The organism is Bacillus sp. EKM420B (genome assembly GCF_011065565.1).
Taxonomy (GTDB): Bacteria; Bacillota; Bacilli; order Bacillales; family Bacillaceae; genus Bacillus; species Bacillus velezensis.
This window is the reverse complement of sequence record NZ_JAAMNX010000001.1, coordinates 516959-535305: the sequence shown is the minus strand read 5'-3', so window position 1 is coordinate 535305 and position 18347 is coordinate 516959. Positions and strand designations below refer to the sequence as shown.

The following is an 18347-nucleotide window of genomic DNA, read 5'->3' as shown; positions in this document are numbered from 1 at the left end:
GCCCTTCTTTAGTGTAGAAATAACGTATCCAATCTGCGCCTTAGCAGACTTTCGGTCTCATTCATCATTTTTTCACCAATGTCATCGACATGTCTGTTTCTCCATGATTCCAAATCCGTGCCCTTTACCCAATGATTAAAAGCGCCTAAAGACGGGCCGCAATGAACTTGGAAATTCACCTTTTGTTCTTCCTGCCCTTCCAAAGCAAGCAGACATCCTCTCTGCAAATACCACTTAAATAGTAACAGCATCTTATATTTTTGATTGCGCTCAGCTTTTTGGGCCAGGTTCGGCTGTTTTTCTATTATGCTTTCGTAGATTTCATCAAAAGTCTTGTTAAAATAAACATTTTCGAGCTGAATTTTTGTCTTTTCATCTATCTCACTCAAAGACTCATATTGTTGGTAGATTTGAAATAATTTATTTGCCCTGACCGGAAACAGCGTGCCCTTTTTCAGCACCTGCACCTTTGTTCCGAACTCAAACAGAGTCTCCGAAGGCGCATAAGCAGTGTCCCATATTCCTGTCTCACTCAGCATTTCTTTAACAAAACCGCTTGTTTCGGCTTCAACTGTACATTGATTAATGGATCCCGTCATAATAAAATCAGCGCCCATTAAAAAAGCAGACGCCGCAGACTCGGGGGTCCCGATTCCTCCCGCGGCCCCGACTCTGATCTTCCTTGCGTATTTGTGTGTTTCCATCATTTCATCCCGCAGGTTAACAAAAAACGGCAGCATCGCCGTCAATGAGCCCTGTTCGGTATTACTGCCGCAATCTGCTTCAATAATGATATCGTCTGCTGCCGGAACACGGCTGAGCCACTCCGCCTGCTCTTCCGTCAGCATACCCTGCTGACACATTCTCTTTACGATACTTTGAGGAGGCGGACTCAGAAATGCGGCCGCAACTTCCGGCCGTGAAACTTTGGCAATGATCCGTTTATGAGGTATGACCCTGCCGCTTTTGTCCATCTTCAACTGATGCGCTTTGTAATAAATTAATGGCGCGCTGACGGAAAGATACGAAGACGCTTCTATTACCCGTACGTCATGCTTGATATATAAATCTATCAATTCCTTTTCTCTATCTTGATGATCCGGCTCAAATCGCAGATTCATTCCGTAGGGCTGGCCACTTTTGAGTGTCTTCTTAATAGTAATAAGAGCCTGTTCAATTTCCCTTATAGTTAAACCCGCTGTGCCAAAGAACCCCAGCATTCCTTTCTTCCCGAGGCGGATCAGCATTTCAGCGGAAGAGATCCCTCTATGCATCGCACCTGCCAAATACGCGTATGTCAAACCGTAATCTTCTTTGAAAGATTGATCACCCAATCGGGACACCGGTGAAGCCGCACTGCTTTCTATATTTTCGGCCAAGAGGCCCTTCTCTTTCCCGCTTTCCGAATTGTCCTTGTTCCCTTCAGAAAACAAGAGACTGTCTTCCGGCGCACTAATATTAAGCGGTTCCTCATCTCTTTGTATGGTTTGAATTAATTTAGTCAGAATGTTTCCGGGACCGATCTCTTCAAACACAGTGACGCCTTGTCCCATTAAGTACCTGATGCTTTCAGTCCATTTCACCGAGTTTGTTATTTGTTCAATTAAATTCCGTTTGATATCTTCTTGTTTATAAGGTCTTGCCGTATAGTTAGAGATGACCGGGAAATTCAATTCAGAAAAATGAAACTCCTCGATAAATTCCGCAAATTCACGCTGTGCACTTTCCATAAAACGAGAATGAAAAGCTCCGCCGACTTGCAATACGATATAAGCTTTCGCCCCTTCTTTTTCAAAAAAAGAGGCTGCCCGCTTTATCTCTTCTGCAGCCCCTGCTATCACAATTTGTGAAGATGTATTGTAATTGGCGATATCTATTTGGCCGAATTCATACTTTTGAAGTATTTTTTTTATGTGATGCTCATCCAGTCCGATCACGGCAGCCATTCCGCCCTCGGAAGCCTCACTCATTAACTCGCCTCTTTTAGCAACCAGCCGGAGACCTGTTTCAAAATTAAAAACGCCGGCCGCAAAAAGCGCAGTATATTCACCCAGACTATGTCCTGCAACAGCATCAGGGCGTGTATGACCTTCTTTTAAACCCTTTAAATATTGCAGTGCGCTCACTGTATAAATTGCAGGTTGTGTATACTTCGTATCAGAGAGCCTCTCTTTTTCATCTGAAAGGCATAAATCCTTTATGGAGTATCCTAAAATATGATCTGCCTTTTTAATGAGCTCACTGAATTCATCGAATAAGTCTCTGCCCATTCCTTTAAACTGCGCTCCCTGTCCGGGAAAGACGTAAGCAAGCATTTGTTTTCCTCCTTGTTCCGTATTTCTGCCGTTTCTTTTCGTTCCGATTGTGATTTGATTAACATTTTTCACTTCAATTTTAAAATTGTCATTTACTTAATAAGCATTACGAAGCAAAATAAAAAACCTTTATGCCGGATAAAGGTTTAAAAGCAAAAACATGTACAAATATCATATTGCCGCAAATGTAAATAGAAAGAATTTTCTGATAATTAAAGCCGCATTTTCATTCTGTTTTTTATATATCAATATAATAAAAACATTCCAACGTGCCGAAACAACGATTGGTTTTATGTGAATATTTCCCTAAATAAATACTATACCATGATTTACATGTTGTCAATGGGAAACACACGTATATACCAATTCTTCAGCCGCCATTTTACAGGCGGCTGAACTCGGTTGTTATCAGTTCATCAGCCCATGCCGATATGCCTTCACTATACTATTCGCGGAATAATAGTTCTTTCTCTTTGTTGTAGTCTTTAGTAAATTGATTGAACTCCTCTGCTTGTTTATGCACCTTTTCGTAAACTGAGTTTACTTTGCCGATTTGCTCTTCCAGCTGCGCTAATGTGAGCTTTTTATCTTTAATCAGTTTATAAAGGTCCTTATCAAGTGAAATGGCTTTTTCGTACTTTTTGTACAAAAGATCATAAGATGCATACCTTTTCCCCATTAAAGCGACAGCATGCCCGGCTTTTTCTTTTACTTTCTTATCCTTTATTTCTTGAGAAGTTTTTTTTGCGGATTCAAATGCTTTTTTTGAATCATCAATACTGTCTTTTTCTGCTTTCAGATGTTTTTTTCGCTGATTTGCATTGCTCAGAGCCTGATCAGACAGTGTGACGATTTTCTTGTAATCATCCATATTCAGTTTAACCGCGCTGTCGTAAAGCTTGTGCTCTTTTTTCTCTAATTTTTCCAATGTTTTCTGCTCTTTTTGAAACGGTTTTTCCGCTTGAACGGCTTTTTCCATCGAGTCATGAAGCGATTCAACCGGATCTTTTCCCCCGCAGCCCGCAAGCAGCATACTTGCGGCGCCGAGCGCTCCGATTCCTGCTAATACCTTTTTTTGAATCATATTCACTTAAAATCCCCCAATCTTGACAATTTCCACTATAGAAGCCCGAACGCTTTTTGACAATAGCTGAGCTGTAATTGGCATGACCGGGTAAAAAGACGCTTACGGTGCTGTCAAAGAATACTTGCGTAAAAAATTGAGAAAACAGGGCGGATGACCATACATCTTTTTGGCTTTTACATAGTTTATAGTAGACGCCGGCCCTGCTGACAAAGGGTCAGCGTAATTAAAAGAGGAGGTTTTTTTATGTACGGATATGGATTTGGCGGCGGATTTGGCGGCGGTTGCTGCGGCGGCGGATACGGTTATGGCGGTTACGGTTATGGCTGCGGCGGGGGATATGGCCGCACATTCGCATTAATCGTCGTATTGTTTATCTTATTAATCATCGTCGGTGCCGCTTATTTAGGCTGCGGCTGCTGACCTTATACACCATGAAAATCGGCCGGCCTGCTATGGCCGGCCAATTGTTTCGTTGCGCCGCGATAAAGAAATTCGCTATAATTTACATATTAAGCTTTAGGAGTGAAGTTTCTTGATTACTATGGAAAATATTGTACGCGACGGACATCCCGCGCTCAGAGAGATCGCTGAAGAGGTTCAGCTTCCCGCTTCTGACGAAGAAAAACAGCATCTTGCTGATATGATTGAGTTTGTGAAAAACAGCCAAAATCCTGAATTAGCCGAGAAATACAAGCTTCGTCCGGGCGTCGGTCTTGCCGCTCCGCAAACAGACGTAAAAAAACGGATGATCGCCGTCCATGCAGAAGATGCGAAAGGCACTTTATACAGCTATGCTCTTTTTAACCCTAAAATCGTCAGCCACTCAGTGGAAAAAAGCTACTTGACGAGCGGAGAAGGCTGCCTGTCGGTAGACGAACCCATTCCCGGCTATGTGCCGCGCTACGCCCGCATCCGCGTGAAGGCGGTGACGCTTGAAGGAGAACAGATTGACATCCGCCTCAAAGGTTTTCCGGCCATCGTGTTTCAGCACGAAATCGATCATCTGAACGGCGTGATGTTTTACGACCATATCGATAAAGAAGATCCGTTCAAAGAACCTGAAAACGCCATTGCCATTGACCGTTAAAAAAAACCGGCACTTCCCAAAGTGCCGGTTTTCTTTATTACAAAAGGCCCAGTTCTTTGACGGCCCAGCTGATTCCCTCTTCATCCACCGGCTTTGTGACGAAATCGGCGGCAGCTTTTAATTCCGGAACCGCATTTCCCATCGCCACCCCGGTGCCGGCAAAACGGATCATCTCAAGGTCATTTAGTCCGTCGCCGAATGCATAAGTGTCACTTACGCCGTACGGAAGCCGCTCAAGCACTCTTTTAATGCCTTCCGCTTTTGAACCGCCTTTCGGAAGCACATCCGTGGACAATTCATGCCAGCGGACGTAATCAAACTCCGGAAAAGCCGCATATGCTTTTTCTTCATGTCCGCGGCAGAATAAAAGCAGCTGATAAATTTCTTTTCCTTTATAAAATGTTTCATCAACTTCGGGATAAGGCGCTTTCAGACTGCCGATACCTTCCGAGACGTGCGGATGTCCGGGGACGGTCGTTTTCATCGTGTCTTCCGCCATAAATACGACGGGATGCTCCCCTTCTGCCGCCTGCTTTAATAAACGCGCAACCGCATCTTCAGGAAGAGGATTTTTATAAATGACCTCACCTTCAAATACGACATACTGGCCGTTGTATGAAATAAATGATTCAATCTCAAGCTCTTCCAGAATCGGTTTTACCATAAACGGGGACCTTCCGCTGGCGATAAAAACGTGATGCCCAGCCTCTTTAAGCGCCGTCACGGCGTTTCTTGCGCTATCGGGAATATGTTTATCATGGTCATAGATCGTGCCGTCAATATCAAAAAAGATCAGTTTTGGATTCATGTCAATTTCTCCTTTTTCCCGTTTATCAGTCGTGTCTTTTTCAATATCATCATACAGAAAGTTTTTCTTCCGGAAAACCGCCTTGATCAAATTCCAGTTTTACCCACGAAAACAAATTCATTTTTTCCGCATACTACTGCTATAAAGGGCTTTAAAGGAGGTATACAATGCTGCGCCGATTACGGAAGAAACTCAGAAGACAGTGGGGCGGAATGCTCCGGAAAAAAGTCATCGCGTAGAAGGGATCTTTCGGTTTTTGAAAGTCCCTTTTTTGCTCGAGACTTTCCTTATAATCCGTTTTCGAATATAATAGAATGAGCGAGTCTAACATACGGCATTTAAGGAGAGATTTGGATGATTTATAAGGTATTTTATCAAGAGAAGGCTGACGAAGTACCTGTTCGGGAAAAAACAGATTCACTTTACATTGAGGGCGTTTCAGAACGGGACGTCAGAACGAAACTGAAAGATCAGAAATACAACATTGAATTTGTTCAGCCTGTGGACGGTGCTTTTTTAGAATATGAGAAGCAGAGCGAAAATTTTAAAGTATTGGAGTTATGAGCGGAATGAAATTTGTAAAAAATGACCAGACTGCCGTTTTCGCCCTCGGCGGATTGGGCGAGATCGGGAAAAATACGTACGGGGTGCAGTTTCAGGATGAAATTGTACTGATTGATGCGGGAATCAAGTTCCCGGAAGATGAACTTCTCGGCATTGATTACGTAATCCCCGATTACACGTATTTAGTAAAAAATGAAGATAAAATTAAAGGTCTGTTTATCACCCATGGTCATGAAGACCATATCGGCGGTATTCCGTACCTGCTCAGACAAGTAAATATTCCCGTTTACGGCGGTAAACTCGCGATCGGCTTACTTCGGAATAAACTTGAAGAGCACGGGCTGTTAAGACAGACCAAATTAAACATCATCGGTGAAGACGACATCGTGAAGTTCCGCAAGACGTCTGTATCCTTCTTCAGAACGACACACAGCATTCCGGATTCATACGGAATCGTCGTCAAAACACCGCCGGGCAATATCGTACATACCGGGGACTTTAAGTTCGATTTCACACCGGTAGGCGAACCGGCCAACTTGACAAAGATGGCTGAAATCGGGAAAGAAGGCGTTTTGTGCCTGCTTTCTGACAGTACAAACAGTGAGGTTCCTGATTTCACCATGTCAGAACGCCGCGTAGGCGAAAGCATTCACGATATTTTCCGAAAAGTGGACGGCAGAATTATATTTGCGACATTCGCTTCGAATATACACCGTCTTCAGCAGGTGATTGAAGCAGCCGTTTTAAAAGGCAGAAAAGTTGCCGTATTCGGACGCAGTATGGAATCGGCTATTGAAATCGGACAAAATCTCGGCTACATTACCTGTCCTAAAAATACGTTTATTGAGCATAACGAAATCAATCGTTTGCCTGCCAATAAGGTAACGATTTTATGTACGGGAAGCCAAGGTGAACCGATGGCGGCGTTATCACGCATCGCTAACGGGACGCACCGGCAGATTTCCATTAATCCCGGAGATACGGTCGTCTTTTCTTCCTCTCCGATTCCCGGAAACACAATCAGCGTAAGCCGCACCATCAACCAGCTGTACCGTGCGGGCGCAGAAGTCATTCACGGTTCATTGAATGACATTCATACATCCGGACACGGCGGACAGGAAGAGCAGAAATTAATGCTCCGCCTGATCAAACCGAAGTTCTTTATGCCGATTCACGGTGAGTACAGAATGCAGAAAATGCACGTCAAACTCGCGACTGATTGCGGCATACCTGAAGAAAACTGCTTTATCATGGATAATGGAGAAGTGCTGGCCCTCAAAGGCGAAGAAGCCGCTGTGGCAGGCAAAATTCCGTCCGGCTCCGTTTACATTGACGGAAGCGGAATCGGTGATATCGGCAATATCGTGCTCCGCGACCGCCGCATTCTTTCAGAAGAAGGCCTTGTTATCGTTGTTGTCAGCATCAACATGGACGACTTTAAGGTTTCGGCGGGGCCTGATTTAATCTCAAGAGGCTTTGTATACATGAGAGAATCCGGTGATTTGATCAATGACGCGCAGCAGCTCATTTCGAACCATCTGGAGAAAGTAATGGATCGGAAAACAACGCAGTGGTCCGAAATTAAAAACGAAATTACCGATACGCTTGCTCCGTTCCTATACGAAAAAACAAAACGCCGCCCGATGATCCTTCCGATCATTATGGAGGTCTAAAAAAACTGCACTCATTACGAGTGCAGTTTTTTTTATTGCAGCGGAATATGCTGAAAGGCTTTGACATCAAACAGACCGGCCGCCGTCATTTTAATATCCGGAATCACCGGAAGGGCTAAAAACGATAAGGTGAGAAACGGATTGAAATCACCGGTGAATCCGAGCAGAGGAAGCTTTTCATGAAGCACGCCCAAGCTGTCATTGACCCATTCCGCCGACTTATCAGACAAAAGCCCGGCGATCGGAAGCGGAACGGAGTGAAGCAATTCTCCGTTTTTCACGGCTGTTAATCCTCCTCCGGTGTCACGGAGCCTGTTGATTGCTTTTGCCAAATCGGCATCGTTTGTACCGACGGCGATGATATTATGGGAATCGTGAGAAATGGTTGTGGCGATGGCGCCTTCTTTTAACCCGAACCCTTGTACAATCCCGAGTCCTATCATTTTTTCGCCGCTATGCCGCTCTGCGACGGCAATTTTTAATAAATCCTTATCTGTATCAGGACGAAACGCGTCAGCAGACGGTGCAGGCACTTCTTTTTTTCTCGTCTCCAAATGATTTGGTACAATTTCGATTACTTTCATTTTCCTGCCCTCATGAATCGGCATATAAAAATCAGATTCAGTCAGCGGCGATTTCAGCCGCACTGTATCCAACAGCGCCTGGTCCGGCGAATAGGAACCGGCAGACTGTTCATAAACCGTTCGTCCGTTCTCGGCAACGGTCCGGCCGGCGACCATGGTCTTCGTGACGGCAGCCTCCCGTACATCTGAAATGAACAGCAGATCTGCGTCAAAACCCGGCGCTACCGCCCCTTTTGTTTCAAGGCCGTAGCACTCAGCCGCATTTAAGCTGGCGAGCTGATACGCAAGGAATGGATCAAGTCCGGCCTTTATCGCCATTTTGACTTGGTGGTTCACACTTCCTTCTGAAAGCAGATCATCTACATGCTTATCATCCGTACAAAAGAAAAAGCGGCGCGCGTTTTTTTCATTCACCGCCGGCAGCACATTGAGCGTATTTTTTGCCACCGATCCTTCGCGCAGCATGACGTACATTCCCCGTCTGATTCTGTCCAGCGCTTCTTCTTTTGTCGTCACTTCATGATCATTTGACACCATTGCGGTTCTGTATATATTGATGATATCTGAAGACAGTCCGGCTAAATGCCCGTCGATCCGTTTTCCGTGACGCTTGGCATCAAGCAGTTTCTGAAGCACATCCTCTTCACCTTCCGCAACAGACACATAATCCATTACTTCCGCAAGCCCGAGCACCTCTTTCTCCTGATAAAAAGGCTTTAAATCCTCGGCTTTTAATACAGCTCCTGAGCGTTCAAAGCTAGCGGCGGGAACACAGGAAGGAAGCATGAAACGGATGTTCAGCGGCGCCTTTTTCGCCTGCTCTATCATAAATGAAATGCCTTTTGCTCCGGAAACGTTCGCAATTTCGTGAGGATCAGTAATGACAGTAGTCACTCCGTGAGGGAGGACGGCTTTAGCAAATTCAATCGGAGTAACCATAGAGGACTCGATATGAACATGTCCGTCAATAAAGCCCGGAACGATCATTTGACCTTCTGCATCAATGACTTCTTCCCCTTCATATTCGCCCAGCCCGACGATCACTCCGCCCGTAATGGCGATATCTGCAGAAATCCATTCCTGGTTAAATACATCCATGATTTTTCCGTTTTTAATGACGGTATCGGCTTTTTGTCTGCCGGCTGATGCATTCAGCCGTTCAGCCAGTGTTTCTTTGTTCAAAATGAGGCCTCCTCTTTTTCTTTATATGGTACAATATGCTATCGGATCGCCTGATCATAGTCAATAAAAATTGCAGAATATACCGCTTACACGATAAATGTCTTTCTATTCTGACATAATAAAAGACCGTCCTTTTACGGACGGCTTTTCACTTTGTATGAAGCACTCTTTTTTCAAATCGGGAAATGTCCGTAAGAGAGCCGATAACGATGAGAATATCTTCTTTTTGAATCATTTCAGTCGCCAGCGGAGATACGATCACTTCTTTTTCTCTCTTGATGGCCACGATATTAATGCCGTACTTCGCCCGGATGTCCAGATCAAGCAGTGTGTTGCCCGCAAGCCTGCTGTTGGCCACGATCTCCACAATGCTGTGTTCGTCGGACAGCTCCAAATAATCAAGCACATTATTTGATACGATGTTGTGGGCGATGCGTTTTGCCATGTCACGTTCAGGGTGGACGATGTGATCGGCCCCGATTTTCGCAAGCACTTTCTCATGATAATCGTTCTGCGCTTTAACCGTGATCGTGTTCACGCCGAGTTCCTTTAAGATCAGCGTCGTTAAAATGCTCGCCTGTATATTTTCGCCGATTGCCACAATGACGTGGTCAAAGTTGCGCAGCCCTAAGTTTTTCAGCACCGATTCATCGGTTGAATCGCCGATGACCGCGTGTGATGCGATTTTGGCGTATTCATTTACTTTATCTTCATCAATATCCATCGCCATGACCTCAAGGCCTTCTTCACTTAATGCTTTGCAGATACTTCCGCCGAAGCGTCCGAGACCGATAACGGCAAACTCTTTTCTCATAACAGTACTCCTTTAAACAATATCTCTAATAGGAATAGTATCACATTTTCGGCAATGAGTTCATATAGCGTTTGAGCTTTTCTGAAAAGGCGGGTGATAAATACAGGTCCGCTCCGCGTTCGATTTCTTCCTGATAGTGACCCGGAGGCGCAATTTCCTCAGCTTTATCAAGAACCAGGAACGTCAGGACGCCTCTGTATACACGGCCGCCGGCACACACTTCTATGAACGCGGGACGGTATGTGTGGTTATCAACACCTTCTCTTTTGTACAGATAGGTTGCCGCTTCAAACGGGAGCTTGTACAGCACGCCTTCAGTTCGTCCCCCGTCTTCAACAAGATCGGCTCTGGAACCGTCAGGACGCCTTAACGTGAATCTCGTCGAATATCCTTCAACAACCGCCCCTCCGACCGGCTCGGCAAAAAAGTGGTCGACTCCCGCCTGTTTAAACCGGGCATTGTCCATACAGGAGCCGTAAGCGAAATAATAAACCGGACTGTCATCCTCCCGTTTCATAAAACGGTATTCTTTCCAGTCTCCGCTATTGATACGGCTGAATGAGGCACACTGGTCGGGCTTTACGACATATGCGAAGGCGGTTTTATTCCCGGCATCCGTCGTCACGGCAACCTCTTTCCGGTCAAAATCAGCATAATACATATCCAGCTTACGGATCATCTGATGATCTGTTTCATACAATTCCCCGTACACAAAAGCTGTTTCTGCTAAAGACGCCGCAGGCTGACCTTTATCCGTTTCGTACAGCACACCGTTTATCGCGGCCTGCTCGCACACACACGGAGCGCCTTTCAGCAGTTCATGGTTTTCTTCACGCTTCCGTAACAAACCGTATACAAAAAGAAGCAAGTTATTTTTCCTCCTTTTGGACAGCAGCCGCTTCTAACGGCAGAATCACCTGAAACGTACTGCCTTCTCCATTTTTGCTCTTAATGTTAAGTTTACCATTATGCTCCTTCAGAATTCGTAAACAAATCGGAAGCCCGAGACCCGTTCCCTGATCTTTTGTTGAGAAAAACGGTTTGCCGATGTTTTCAAGCTTTTCTTTCGACATGCCGTTTCCTTCATCCTGTATGCTGATCACCGCGTATTCTTCATCCCGTTCTGTATAAATATGAATATTCCCGCCGTCAGGCATCGCTTCAATCGCATTTTTAATAATATTGATAAATACCTGTTTCAGCTGGTTTTCGTCACCGTTGACCATACAGGACTCAGTCTGCCTGAAATCCTTCTCAATCACAGTGTTCGACAGCACCGCGTTCGTGTCAAGAAGCGTCGCCACCTGCCTTAAAATATGGTTGAGATGATGAGCGGTAAACGTCACGGTCTGCGGCTTGGCGAGCAGAAGCAGCTCCCCCAGCACGAGATCAATCCTTTTAATCTCCGAAAAAATAATATCGAAATAATCCGTTCTTTCCGGATACTGGGCTTTCATCAGCTGGAGAAAGCCGCTGACTGACGTTAAAGGATTTCTTACTTCATGGGCGATTCCTGCCGCAAGCTCTCCGGCAATGGCCAGCTTTTGAGATTGCATGGCAAGGCGTTCGTTCGTTTCCAGAAGCTCGTCGACCGCTTTTTTCCGTTCACTGATATCAGACATCGTCCCCAGGCTCCCGACAAATTTCTGTCTGCGGTCATAATACAGCTTATAATGGACTTCCCCCCAAAAAATCGTGCCGTCTCTTTTAATATATTTGGCCGTAAACATTCCTGACGGGGACTGCTGCTTGATTTGGGAGATAATATAATCAATGATATGTTTTTCTTTTATAAAATAATCATTATACATCGTGCCCATACATTCGCTGATGGAGTGGCCCGTAATCGTCGTCCAGGCCTGATTCAAATATGTAATATTCCCTTGTGAATCCGTCTGAAAAACGATTTCCTGCAAATTGTCCATGATCCGGTTTTTCTCATCTGAAAGCGCCTTTGCTTTCTGCTCGCTGTCCTTCAGCTCCGCCAGCAGCTGCTTTTTATTGTCCACATAATAAGCCAGCAGCCAGACGCTGATTAATGTGACGGCGGTAAAGGTGATGTCAACGGGCCAGTTAATCGGATTCCGTTCAATCATATAAAATAAATAATCCCAAAACATAATAAAAATCATTGCCAAGATTAAGGAAATGATACGCGCTTGATATTTTCCCATAGTCCCACCTGCCGCTAGCATTTCTACATATATTGTAACATTGTTGACTGCATTATTGACTAAAAAATGATAACTATTCCCAATTAATTGAGCAGGTTCGCTTACTTTTCCCGTGAGTTTTTGCACAAGTTCATAATAAAAGGACGGAATGATGCCCCGCCCTTTTTGCTGATTATGATCTATCTTTTAACGCTTCCTCGATTTCCTCAAGCAGCATTTTCGCTCCTTCAGGACTTAAAATAATTTTGCCGTTGCCGTACTCCTGATTTTCGGAGGTAATTTCCCCGGTCATTAAGCAAATGCCGTGCGGCTTGTATTTTTTTAAGACAATTTTGTCTCCGTCAACGAAAAATTCAATACTATCTTTAATAGCGATATCCAATGCTCTTCTCAATTCAATCGGCATGACAATACGCCCGAGTTCGTCTACTTTTCTTACTACACCAATTGATTTCATAGAAATCCCCTACTTCCTTTAATGTCTCTTCTTTATGTCCAAGGAAAATCCTTCATAAACGTAGACGAAAGGAACGGAGCAAAAGTTTCTCAGCATCCGGAAATGAATGTTTTTTACAGAAAAAAGCCTTTTGAAATACGGGATACAGACTTTCCCTCCTTTTTTACAAAAACATTTCATTCCCGGCGGAAACCCCCAAAAATCGTGGTTTTTCTCAGAAACTTTAAATGTAGAATCAATTAAATCAGGATAGGGATTGGGTGAAAACATGTTTCAATCAACTGAGATCGGAATCGACTTAGGAACCGCTAATATACTTGTTTACAGTAAAAATAAAGGTATTATTTTAAACGAGCCTTCCGTTGTCGCTGTAGATACAACAACGAAAGCGGTGCTTGCCATCGGAACGGATGCCAAAAGCATGATCGGAAAGACGCCGGGGAAAATCGTCGCCGTACGGCCGATGAAAGACGGTGTCATTGCTGATTATGATATGACAACTGACTTATTAAAACACATTATGAAAAAAGCCGGAAAAAAAATCGGAATGACCTTCCGCAAACCGAATGTCGTCGTCTGCACGCCTTCAGGCTCAACAGCCGTTGAACGCCGCGCCATCAGTGACGCTGTCAAAAACTGCGGAGCGAAAAACGTTCACTTGATTGAAGAACCCGTAGCCGCTGCAATCGGGGCCGACCTCCCTGTTGACGAGCCGGTCGCAAACGTCGTCGTAGATATCGGCGGCGGTACGACTGAAGTCGCCATCATCTCATTCGGTGGAGTCGTATCCTGCCATTCGATCAGAATCGGCGGCGACCAGCTTGATGAAGATATCGCCTCGTTCGTCAGAAAAAAATACAACCTGCTGATCGGGGAACGCACGGCAGAACAAGTGAAAATGGAAATCGGATTTGCATTGATCGAACATGTGCCGGAAACGATGGAAATCCGCGGGCGTGACCTTGTAACCGGTCTGCCGAAGACAATCAGACTGCAGTCTAATGAAATTCAGCACGCGATGCGTGAGTCGCTCCTGCATATTCTTGAAGCGATCAGAGCGACGCTTGAAGATTGTCCGCCGGAGCTCAGCGGTGATATCGTTGACCGCGGCGTCGTGTTAACCGGCGGAGGCTCCCTTTTAAACGGGATGAAAGAATGGCTGACAGATGAAATCGTCGTTCCCGTTCATTTGGCGGCAAATCCGCTTGAATCAGTGGCTATCGGCACTGGGCGTTCATTAGACGTCATCGACAAGCTGCAAAAAGCGATTAAATAATAAGATTGTGCTTCTTTTTTCTCCGGCCGGCTCATATTGTGAGAACTGGAGAAACATTAAGGAGGAAGCATATGCTTAGAGATGTGGGAAGACGCGTAGCAGTAGCCGTCATTTTAAGCGGAATTATTTTGGGGGGCATGAGCATTTCACTGGCCAATATGCCCCATTCTCCGGCCGGCGGCGCCGTAAAACTGAATCACCCGTAAAGACGCAGCAAAAGCTGTGTCTTTTTCGTTTGTGCTCCTTTCTTTCCTTTATGAGGCGTTATTTGATATGATGAGAAAAACCGATGAGGAGGAATGAACGATGAGTTCGTTTACTGAAAAGTTAAATACATATGCTCAGCTGGCGGTAGAAGTCGGCGTCAATGTCCAAAGAGGACAGCATGTCGTAATCAATGCCTCAACTGATGTCCGGGAACTTGTCAGACTGCTTGCCAAACATTCTTATGAAAAAGGCGCAAAAAACGTCACCGTAAATTGGCAGGACGATGAACTGTCCAGATTAAAATACGAGATGGCACCTTTTGAAGCGTTTGAAGAGTATCCTGAATGGGAAGCAAAAGGCAAAGAAGAGCTCGCGAAAAAAGGGGCTGCGTTTATTTCTGTCGTCTCATCCGACCCCGACCTGTTAAAAGGCGCTGACGGCAAACGGATTGCAGCATTCCAAAAAGCCGCCGGAAAAGCATTGCATACATACAGACAATATATTCAATCAGATAAGGTCAGCTGGACGGTGATCGGAGCGGCTTCAACAGGCTGGGCGAAAAAAGTGTTCCCGGATCAGCCGGAAGAAACAGCCGTTCAGCTTTTATGGGAAGAAATTTTCAAAACAACCCGCGTAAATGAAGAAAACCCTGTGGAAGCATGGAAAAAACACGATCAAAATCTTCATGAAAAAGTGGAACACCTGAACAAAAAACATTACAGCGCCCTGCATTATCAGGCTGAAGGAACAGACTTAACCATTGAACTGCCGAAAAAACATGTATGGGCAGGCGCGGGAAGCGTGAATGAAAGCGGGCACGAATTCATGGCCAACATGCCGACAGAAGAGGTTTTCACCCTTCCGCAGCGTGACGGGGTGAACGGCACGGTTTCCAGCACGAAACCGCTGAGCTACGGCGGCAACATTATTGATAACTTCACTCTTACCTTTGAAAACGGCCGCATTGTCGATGTGAAGGCTGAAAAAGGCGAGGAGATTTTAAAAGGCATCGTCGAAACCGATGAAGGCTCACACTATCTCGGTGAAGTGGCCTTAGTGCCGTACGATTCACCGATTTCACAATCAAATATTTTATTTTACAACACACTGTACGATGAAAACGCCTCTAACCACTTGGCGATCGGCAGTGCGTATGCCTTTAATATTGAGGGCGGCAAACAAATGACACGGGAAGAGCTTGTTAAAGAGGGCTTAAATGAAAGCATTACACACGTAGATTTTATGGTCGGTTCCAAAGACATGAATATCGACGGTATTACCGCGGACGGGAAAAGAGAACCGATCTTCAGAAACGGAAACTGGGCATTTTAATAAAAAAAGGAGGCGATCAGGCCTCCTTTTTTTTTCGCTTCATACATTTGCAAGTTGGCGCAGACGGTTTCCAAAACAGGTGTATCAATTGACAAGCCTTTCGCTTTCTCAAGCAAAAAGCCGTGTAAATGATCACCTTCCGTCACCCTGCCCTTTTCCATATCTCTCAGCATCGACGATTTCATATGGTAAGACATGCTTGTCAATGTGCGATAACTCTCTTCTTCCAGTCCAGGATCTTTCGGGATGCCGGCACCCTTGAAAATGGCTCCGATTTCAGCAAAGAGGCGCTTTGCCGTGCTGCGGCCGCCTTCTGTTTCTAAAATCGGTCCGACCGGCTGTTGAAACAGAGTGGTCACGCCCGCCTGCGCGGCAATAAACATATATTTTTTCCAAATGTCCTTTTCAATCTCCCGACTGATGATGACATCCGCTTTCACACCCGCAAACGCTTTTTCCAGCTCATTTATACGTTCCGTGCGTTCCCCGCTCCATTCACCGAACACAAAGCGGTGGGCAGCGCTCGTATGAAGAATGTCCCCTTTTTCGTTAAGGGCGCTCTCAATAAAGCAGAGGCCGCCCAGCACCTGCCGTTTTGAAAAAGCTTCAAACAGCTGGTTATAGTGCCTGTATCCGTTTAAAAAAGGAAGAATGACCGACGAAGGTTTGACAAACGGTTTGACATCCCCAATGACGTCCTCCAAAGAATACGCTTTTGATGCGATGATAACGGCGTCAAACTCTCCATCTTCGCCCGCCATGATTATTTTCGGCTTGATTGAAACATCACCATTTGCACTTTTGACGGTCAATCCCATCTCTTTTAATTGTTCCGCCCGCTTCTGACGGACGAGAAATGTAACGTCATTTCCCTTTTCTGCAAGACGCGCGCCAATATATCCCCCCACTCCCCCAGCTCCGACAACTAAAAACTTCATGATGCATTCCTCCGTCTCTTTTCAATTTATGTATTCCTTTATTGTAACGGGAAGTCAGAAGATTGAAAACTTTTTTCATAAATAAAAAAGCAGAGTCTCCCCTGCTTCTTTATTACGCGTATAGCTCTTCAAGCTTTTTCTGCACATCCGCGTTTTCAAGAAATTCGTCATAAGACATTTGTTTGTCAACAATGCCTTTAGGCGTTAATTCAATGATACGGTTGGCAATTGTCTGTACAAATTGATGGTCATGAGATGAAAACAGCATAGCGCCTTTAAAGCTGATTAAGCCGTTGTTAAGCGCCGTAATGGATTCCAAATCTAAGTGGTTTGTCGGTTCATCCAGAATTAAGATATTCGCGCCGGAAAGCATCGCTTTTGAAAGCATGCAGCGCACTTTTTCTCCTCCGGAAAGGACGTTTGATTTTTTGTTGACTTCTTCTCCTGAGAACAGCATGCGTCCTAAGAAACCGCGCAGAAAGCTTTCGCTTTGGTCATGCGGCGAGTATTGGCGGAGCCAGTCGACAAGGTTCGCATCGCTGCCGTCAAAATATTCGCTGTTGTCTTTAGGGAAGTACGCCTGAGAAGTGGTCACGCCCCATTTAAATGTGCCGCTGTCTGCTTCCATTTCCCCGGAAATGATTTTAAACAATGTCGTAACGGCAAGTTCGTTGCGGCCCGTAAATGCGATTTTGTCTTCTCTGTTCATAATAAAGCTGACGTTATCAAGCACCTTAACCCCGTCAATCGTTTTTGTTAAGCCTTCAACCCGAAGCACGTCATTTCCGATCTCGCGTTCCGGCGTGAAATTGACATAAGGATAACGGCGTGATGACGGTTTGATATCATCAAGCGTGATTTTATCAAGGAGTTTCTTTCTTGATGTCGCCTGCTTTGATTTAGAGGCATTGGCGCTGAATCTGGCCACGAACTCCTGAAGCTGTTTAATCTGCTCTTCTTTTTTCTTGTTGGCTTCCTGAGAAAGCTTTAAAGCAAGCTGGCTTGATTCATACCAGAAATCATAGTTGCCGACGTACACTTGAATTTTATTAAAATCAAGATCGGCGATGTGCGTGCACACTTTATTTAAAAAGTGACGGTCATGGGATACGACGATGACTGTGTTCTCAAAGTTGATTAAAAACTCTTCCAGCCACTGAATCGCTTTCAGATCCAAGTGGTTGGTCGGTTCATCAAGCAGCAGAACGTCCGGCTTGCCGAACAGCGCCTGTGCCAAAAGCACTTTCACCTTTTCTGAACCGCCTAAGTCGGCCATTTTCTTCGTATGCAGGTCTTCAGAGATGCCCAGCCCCTTTAACAAAATAGCGGCTTCACTTTCAGCTTCCCATCCGTTTAATTCCGCAAACTCTCCTTCAAGTTCAGCGGCGCGGATGCCGTCTTCATCTGAAAAATCAGGCTTCATATAAATCGCGTCTTTTTCCTGCATGACTTCGTATAAACGTTTATGTCCCATAATGACGACTTTCAGCACTTCACAGTCTTCATATTCAAAGTGGTTCTGCTTCAGAATGGCAAGACGTTCGCCCGGACTCATATGGACATCGCCGGTCTGCGGCTCCAGCTCACCGGATAAAATTTTCAAAAATGTTGATTTTCCGGCACCGTTTGCGCCTATTAATCCGTAGCAGTTGCCCGGCGTAAATTTAATATTGACATCTTCAAATAACTTGCGATCCGCAAAACGCAAGCTCACATTATTTACAGCAATCATTTAGAATCCTCCATCGTGTCTATCATCATTAAAAGTATACCATGAATAAAGGGGAAGAGAAATGTTTCCCTGCGAATATACGGGTTTGAAAAGATGCAGGCGTCAAACCCGGAGCGC

At 45.1% G+C, this 18347-nt stretch carries 17 protein-coding genes; 7 read left to right on the top strand and 10 right to left on the bottom strand.

Annotated features, from left to right (window positions below; all coding sequences use genetic code 11):
* Positions 1-8 precede the first annotated feature (8 nt).
* Together fabD and G9F48_RS02900 are read right to left on the bottom strand one after the other, a co-directional pair.
* On the bottom strand, positions 9-2315 hold the full coding sequence (fabD, locus tag G9F48_RS02905; RefSeq protein ID WP_165409000.1) for an ACP S-malonyltransferase: 2307 nt from the start codon (positions 2313-2315) through the stop codon (positions 9-11).
* A gap of 445 nt (positions 2316-2760) precedes the next feature.
* On the bottom strand, positions 2761-3399 hold the full coding sequence (locus G9F48_RS02900) for a YkyA family protein (RefSeq protein ID WP_165409130.1): 639 nt from the start codon (positions 3397-3399) through the stop codon (positions 2761-2763).
* Positions 3400-3645: 246 nt separating this feature from the next.
* On the opposite strand from G9F48_RS02900, the gene G9F48_RS02895 reads away from it, so the two are divergent.
* Positions 3646-3822, top strand: coding sequence for a YjcZ family sporulation protein (locus tag G9F48_RS02895; RefSeq protein WP_032862645.1), 177 nt, complete (start codon positions 3646-3648; stop codon positions 3820-3822).
* Positions 3823-3934: 112 nt separating this feature from the next.
* Entirely contained in the window at positions 3935-4489 is a 555-nt protein-coding gene (gene def / locus G9F48_RS02890; RefSeq protein ID WP_039063011.1) for a peptide deformylase, read from the top strand.
* 37 nt (positions 4490-4526) lie between these two features.
* On the opposite strand, the gene G9F48_RS02885 is transcribed toward def, so the two are convergent.
* Positions 4527-5297 carry a Cof-type HAD-IIB family hydrolase gene (locus G9F48_RS02885; protein ID WP_146283564.1) on the bottom strand — a complete coding sequence of 257 codons (771 nt, stop codon included), beginning with the start codon at positions 5295-5297 and terminating at the stop codon, positions 4527-4529.
* Positions 5298-5651: 354 nt separating this feature from the next.
* On the opposite strand from G9F48_RS02885, the gene G9F48_RS02880 reads away from it, so the two are divergent.
* Entirely contained in the window at positions 5652-5861 is a 210-nt protein-coding gene (locus tag G9F48_RS02880) for a DNA-dependent RNA polymerase subunit epsilon (protein ID WP_003154548.1), read from the top strand.
* A 5-nt stretch (positions 5862-5866) separates the two neighbouring features.
* A complete protein-coding gene (gene rnjA / locus G9F48_RS02875; protein ID WP_007611151.1) occupies positions 5867-7534 on the top strand; it encodes a ribonuclease J1 in 1668 nt (555 codons plus the stop codon).
* A 32-nt stretch (positions 7535-7566) separates the two neighbouring features.
* Here the strand turns inward: rnjA and ade are convergent, their stop codons facing one another.
* From ade to G9F48_RS02850, 5 genes are all read right to left on the bottom strand, one after another.
* Positions 7567-9300, bottom strand: coding sequence for an adenine deaminase (ade, locus tag G9F48_RS02870; protein ID WP_165408999.1), 1734 nt, complete (start codon positions 9298-9300; stop codon positions 7567-7569).
* Positions 9301-9448: 148 nt separating this feature from the next.
* A complete protein-coding gene (ktrC, locus tag G9F48_RS02865; RefSeq protein ID WP_003154554.1) occupies positions 9449-10114 on the bottom strand; it encodes a Ktr system potassium transporter KtrC in 666 nt (221 codons plus the stop codon).
* 40 nt (positions 10115-10154) lie between these two features.
* The gene (locus G9F48_RS02860; protein ID WP_165408998.1) at positions 10155-10982 is read right to left on the bottom strand and encodes a gamma-glutamylcyclotransferase; all 828 of its coding nucleotides are present in this window, start codon (positions 10980-10982) and stop codon (positions 10155-10157) included.
* A gap of 1 nt (position 10983) precedes the next feature.
* Positions 10984-12288: an ATP-binding protein gene (locus tag G9F48_RS02855; RefSeq protein WP_014304932.1), complete on the bottom strand. Its 1305-nt coding sequence runs from the start codon at positions 12286-12288 to the stop codon at positions 10984-10986.
* A gap of 172 nt (positions 12289-12460) precedes the next feature.
* Positions 12461-12745, bottom strand: a complete 285-nt coding sequence (locus G9F48_RS02850) for an AbrB/MazE/SpoVT family DNA-binding domain-containing protein (RefSeq protein WP_024085249.1) — start codon at positions 12743-12745, stop codon at positions 12461-12463.
* Between the two features lie 268 nt (positions 12746-13013).
* Between G9F48_RS02850 and mreBH the strand changes: the two genes are divergently transcribed.
* From mreBH to G9F48_RS02835, 3 genes are all read left to right on the top strand, one after another.
* Positions 13014-14021, top strand: coding sequence for a cell shape-determining protein MreBH (gene mreBH / locus G9F48_RS02845; RefSeq protein WP_003154558.1), 1008 nt, complete (start codon positions 13014-13016; stop codon positions 14019-14021).
* Positions 14022-14092: 71 nt separating this feature from the next.
* Positions 14093-14227: a protein YkpC gene (locus tag G9F48_RS02840; RefSeq protein ID WP_003154559.1), complete on the top strand. Its 135-nt coding sequence runs from the start codon at positions 14093-14095 to the stop codon at positions 14225-14227.
* 100 nt (positions 14228-14327) lie between these two features.
* Positions 14328-15560: an aminopeptidase gene (locus G9F48_RS02835; RefSeq protein WP_165408997.1), complete on the top strand. Its 1233-nt coding sequence runs from the start codon at positions 14328-14330 to the stop codon at positions 15558-15560.
* On the opposite strand, the gene G9F48_RS02830 is transcribed toward G9F48_RS02835, so the two are convergent.
* Both G9F48_RS02830 and G9F48_RS02825 read right to left on the bottom strand, forming a co-directional pair.
* Positions 15557-16498 (bottom strand): ketopantoate reductase family protein, encoded by a 942-nt coding sequence (locus G9F48_RS02830; protein WP_165408996.1) that lies wholly within the window; start codon positions 16496-16498, stop codon positions 15557-15559. The genes G9F48_RS02835 and G9F48_RS02830 overlap by 4 nt on opposite strands.
* Positions 16499-16610: 112 nt before the next feature.
* On the bottom strand, positions 16611-18230 hold the full coding sequence (locus G9F48_RS02825) for an ABC-F family ATP-binding cassette domain-containing protein (protein WP_003154562.1): 1620 nt from the start codon (positions 18228-18230) through the stop codon (positions 16611-16613).
* Between the last annotated feature and the right edge of the window lie 117 nt (positions 18231-18347).

Bases quoted from the DNA above. Each gene is read 5' to 3' on its own strand.
- G9F48_RS02885 (WP_146283564.1), bottom strand. From the start codon at position 5,297: ATGAATCCAAAACTGATCTTTTTTGATATTGACGGCACGATCTATGAC.
- G9F48_RS02900 (WP_165409130.1), bottom strand. From the start codon at position 3,399: ATGATTCAAAAAAAGGTATTAGCAGGAATCGGAGCGCTCGGCGCCGCA.
- G9F48_RS02880 (WP_003154548.1), top strand. From the start codon at position 5,652: ATGATTTATAAGGTATTTTATCAAGAGAAGGCTGACGAAGTACCTGTT.
- G9F48_RS02850 (WP_024085249.1), bottom strand. From the start codon at position 12,745: ATGAAATCAATTGGTGTAGTAAGAAAAGTAGACGAACTCGGGCGTATT.
- rnjA (WP_007611151.1), top strand. From the start codon at position 5,867: ATGAAATTTGTAAAAAATGACCAGACTGCCGTTTTCGCCCTCGGCGGA.
- G9F48_RS02835 (WP_165408997.1), top strand. From the start codon at position 14,328: ATGAGTTCGTTTACTGAAAAGTTAAATACATATGCTCAGCTGGCGGTA.
- G9F48_RS02830 (WP_165408996.1), bottom strand. From the start codon at position 16,498: ATGAAGTTTTTAGTTGTCGGAGCTGGGGGAGTGGGGGGATATATTGGC.
- mreBH (WP_003154558.1), top strand. From the start codon at position 13,014: ATGTTTCAATCAACTGAGATCGGAATCGACTTAGGAACCGCTAATATA.
- G9F48_RS02825 (WP_003154562.1), bottom strand. From the start codon at position 18,230: ATGATTGCTGTAAATAATGTGAGCTTGCGTTTTGCGGATCGCAAGTTA.
- G9F48_RS02855 (WP_014304932.1), bottom strand. From the start codon at position 12,288: ATGGGAAAATATCAAGCGCGTATCATTTCCTTAATCTTGGCAATGATT.
- G9F48_RS02840 (WP_003154559.1), top strand. From the start codon at position 14,093: ATGCTTAGAGATGTGGGAAGACGCGTAGCAGTAGCCGTCATTTTAAGC.
- ktrC (WP_003154554.1), bottom strand. From the start codon at position 10,114: ATGAGAAAAGAGTTTGCCGTTATCGGTCTCGGACGCTTCGGCGGAAGT.
- fabD (WP_165409000.1), bottom strand. From the start codon at position 2,315: ATGCTTGCTTACGTCTTTCCCGGACAGGGAGCGCAGTTTAAAGGAATG.
- G9F48_RS02895 (WP_032862645.1), top strand. From the start codon at position 3,646: ATGTACGGATATGGATTTGGCGGCGGATTTGGCGGCGGTTGCTGCGGC.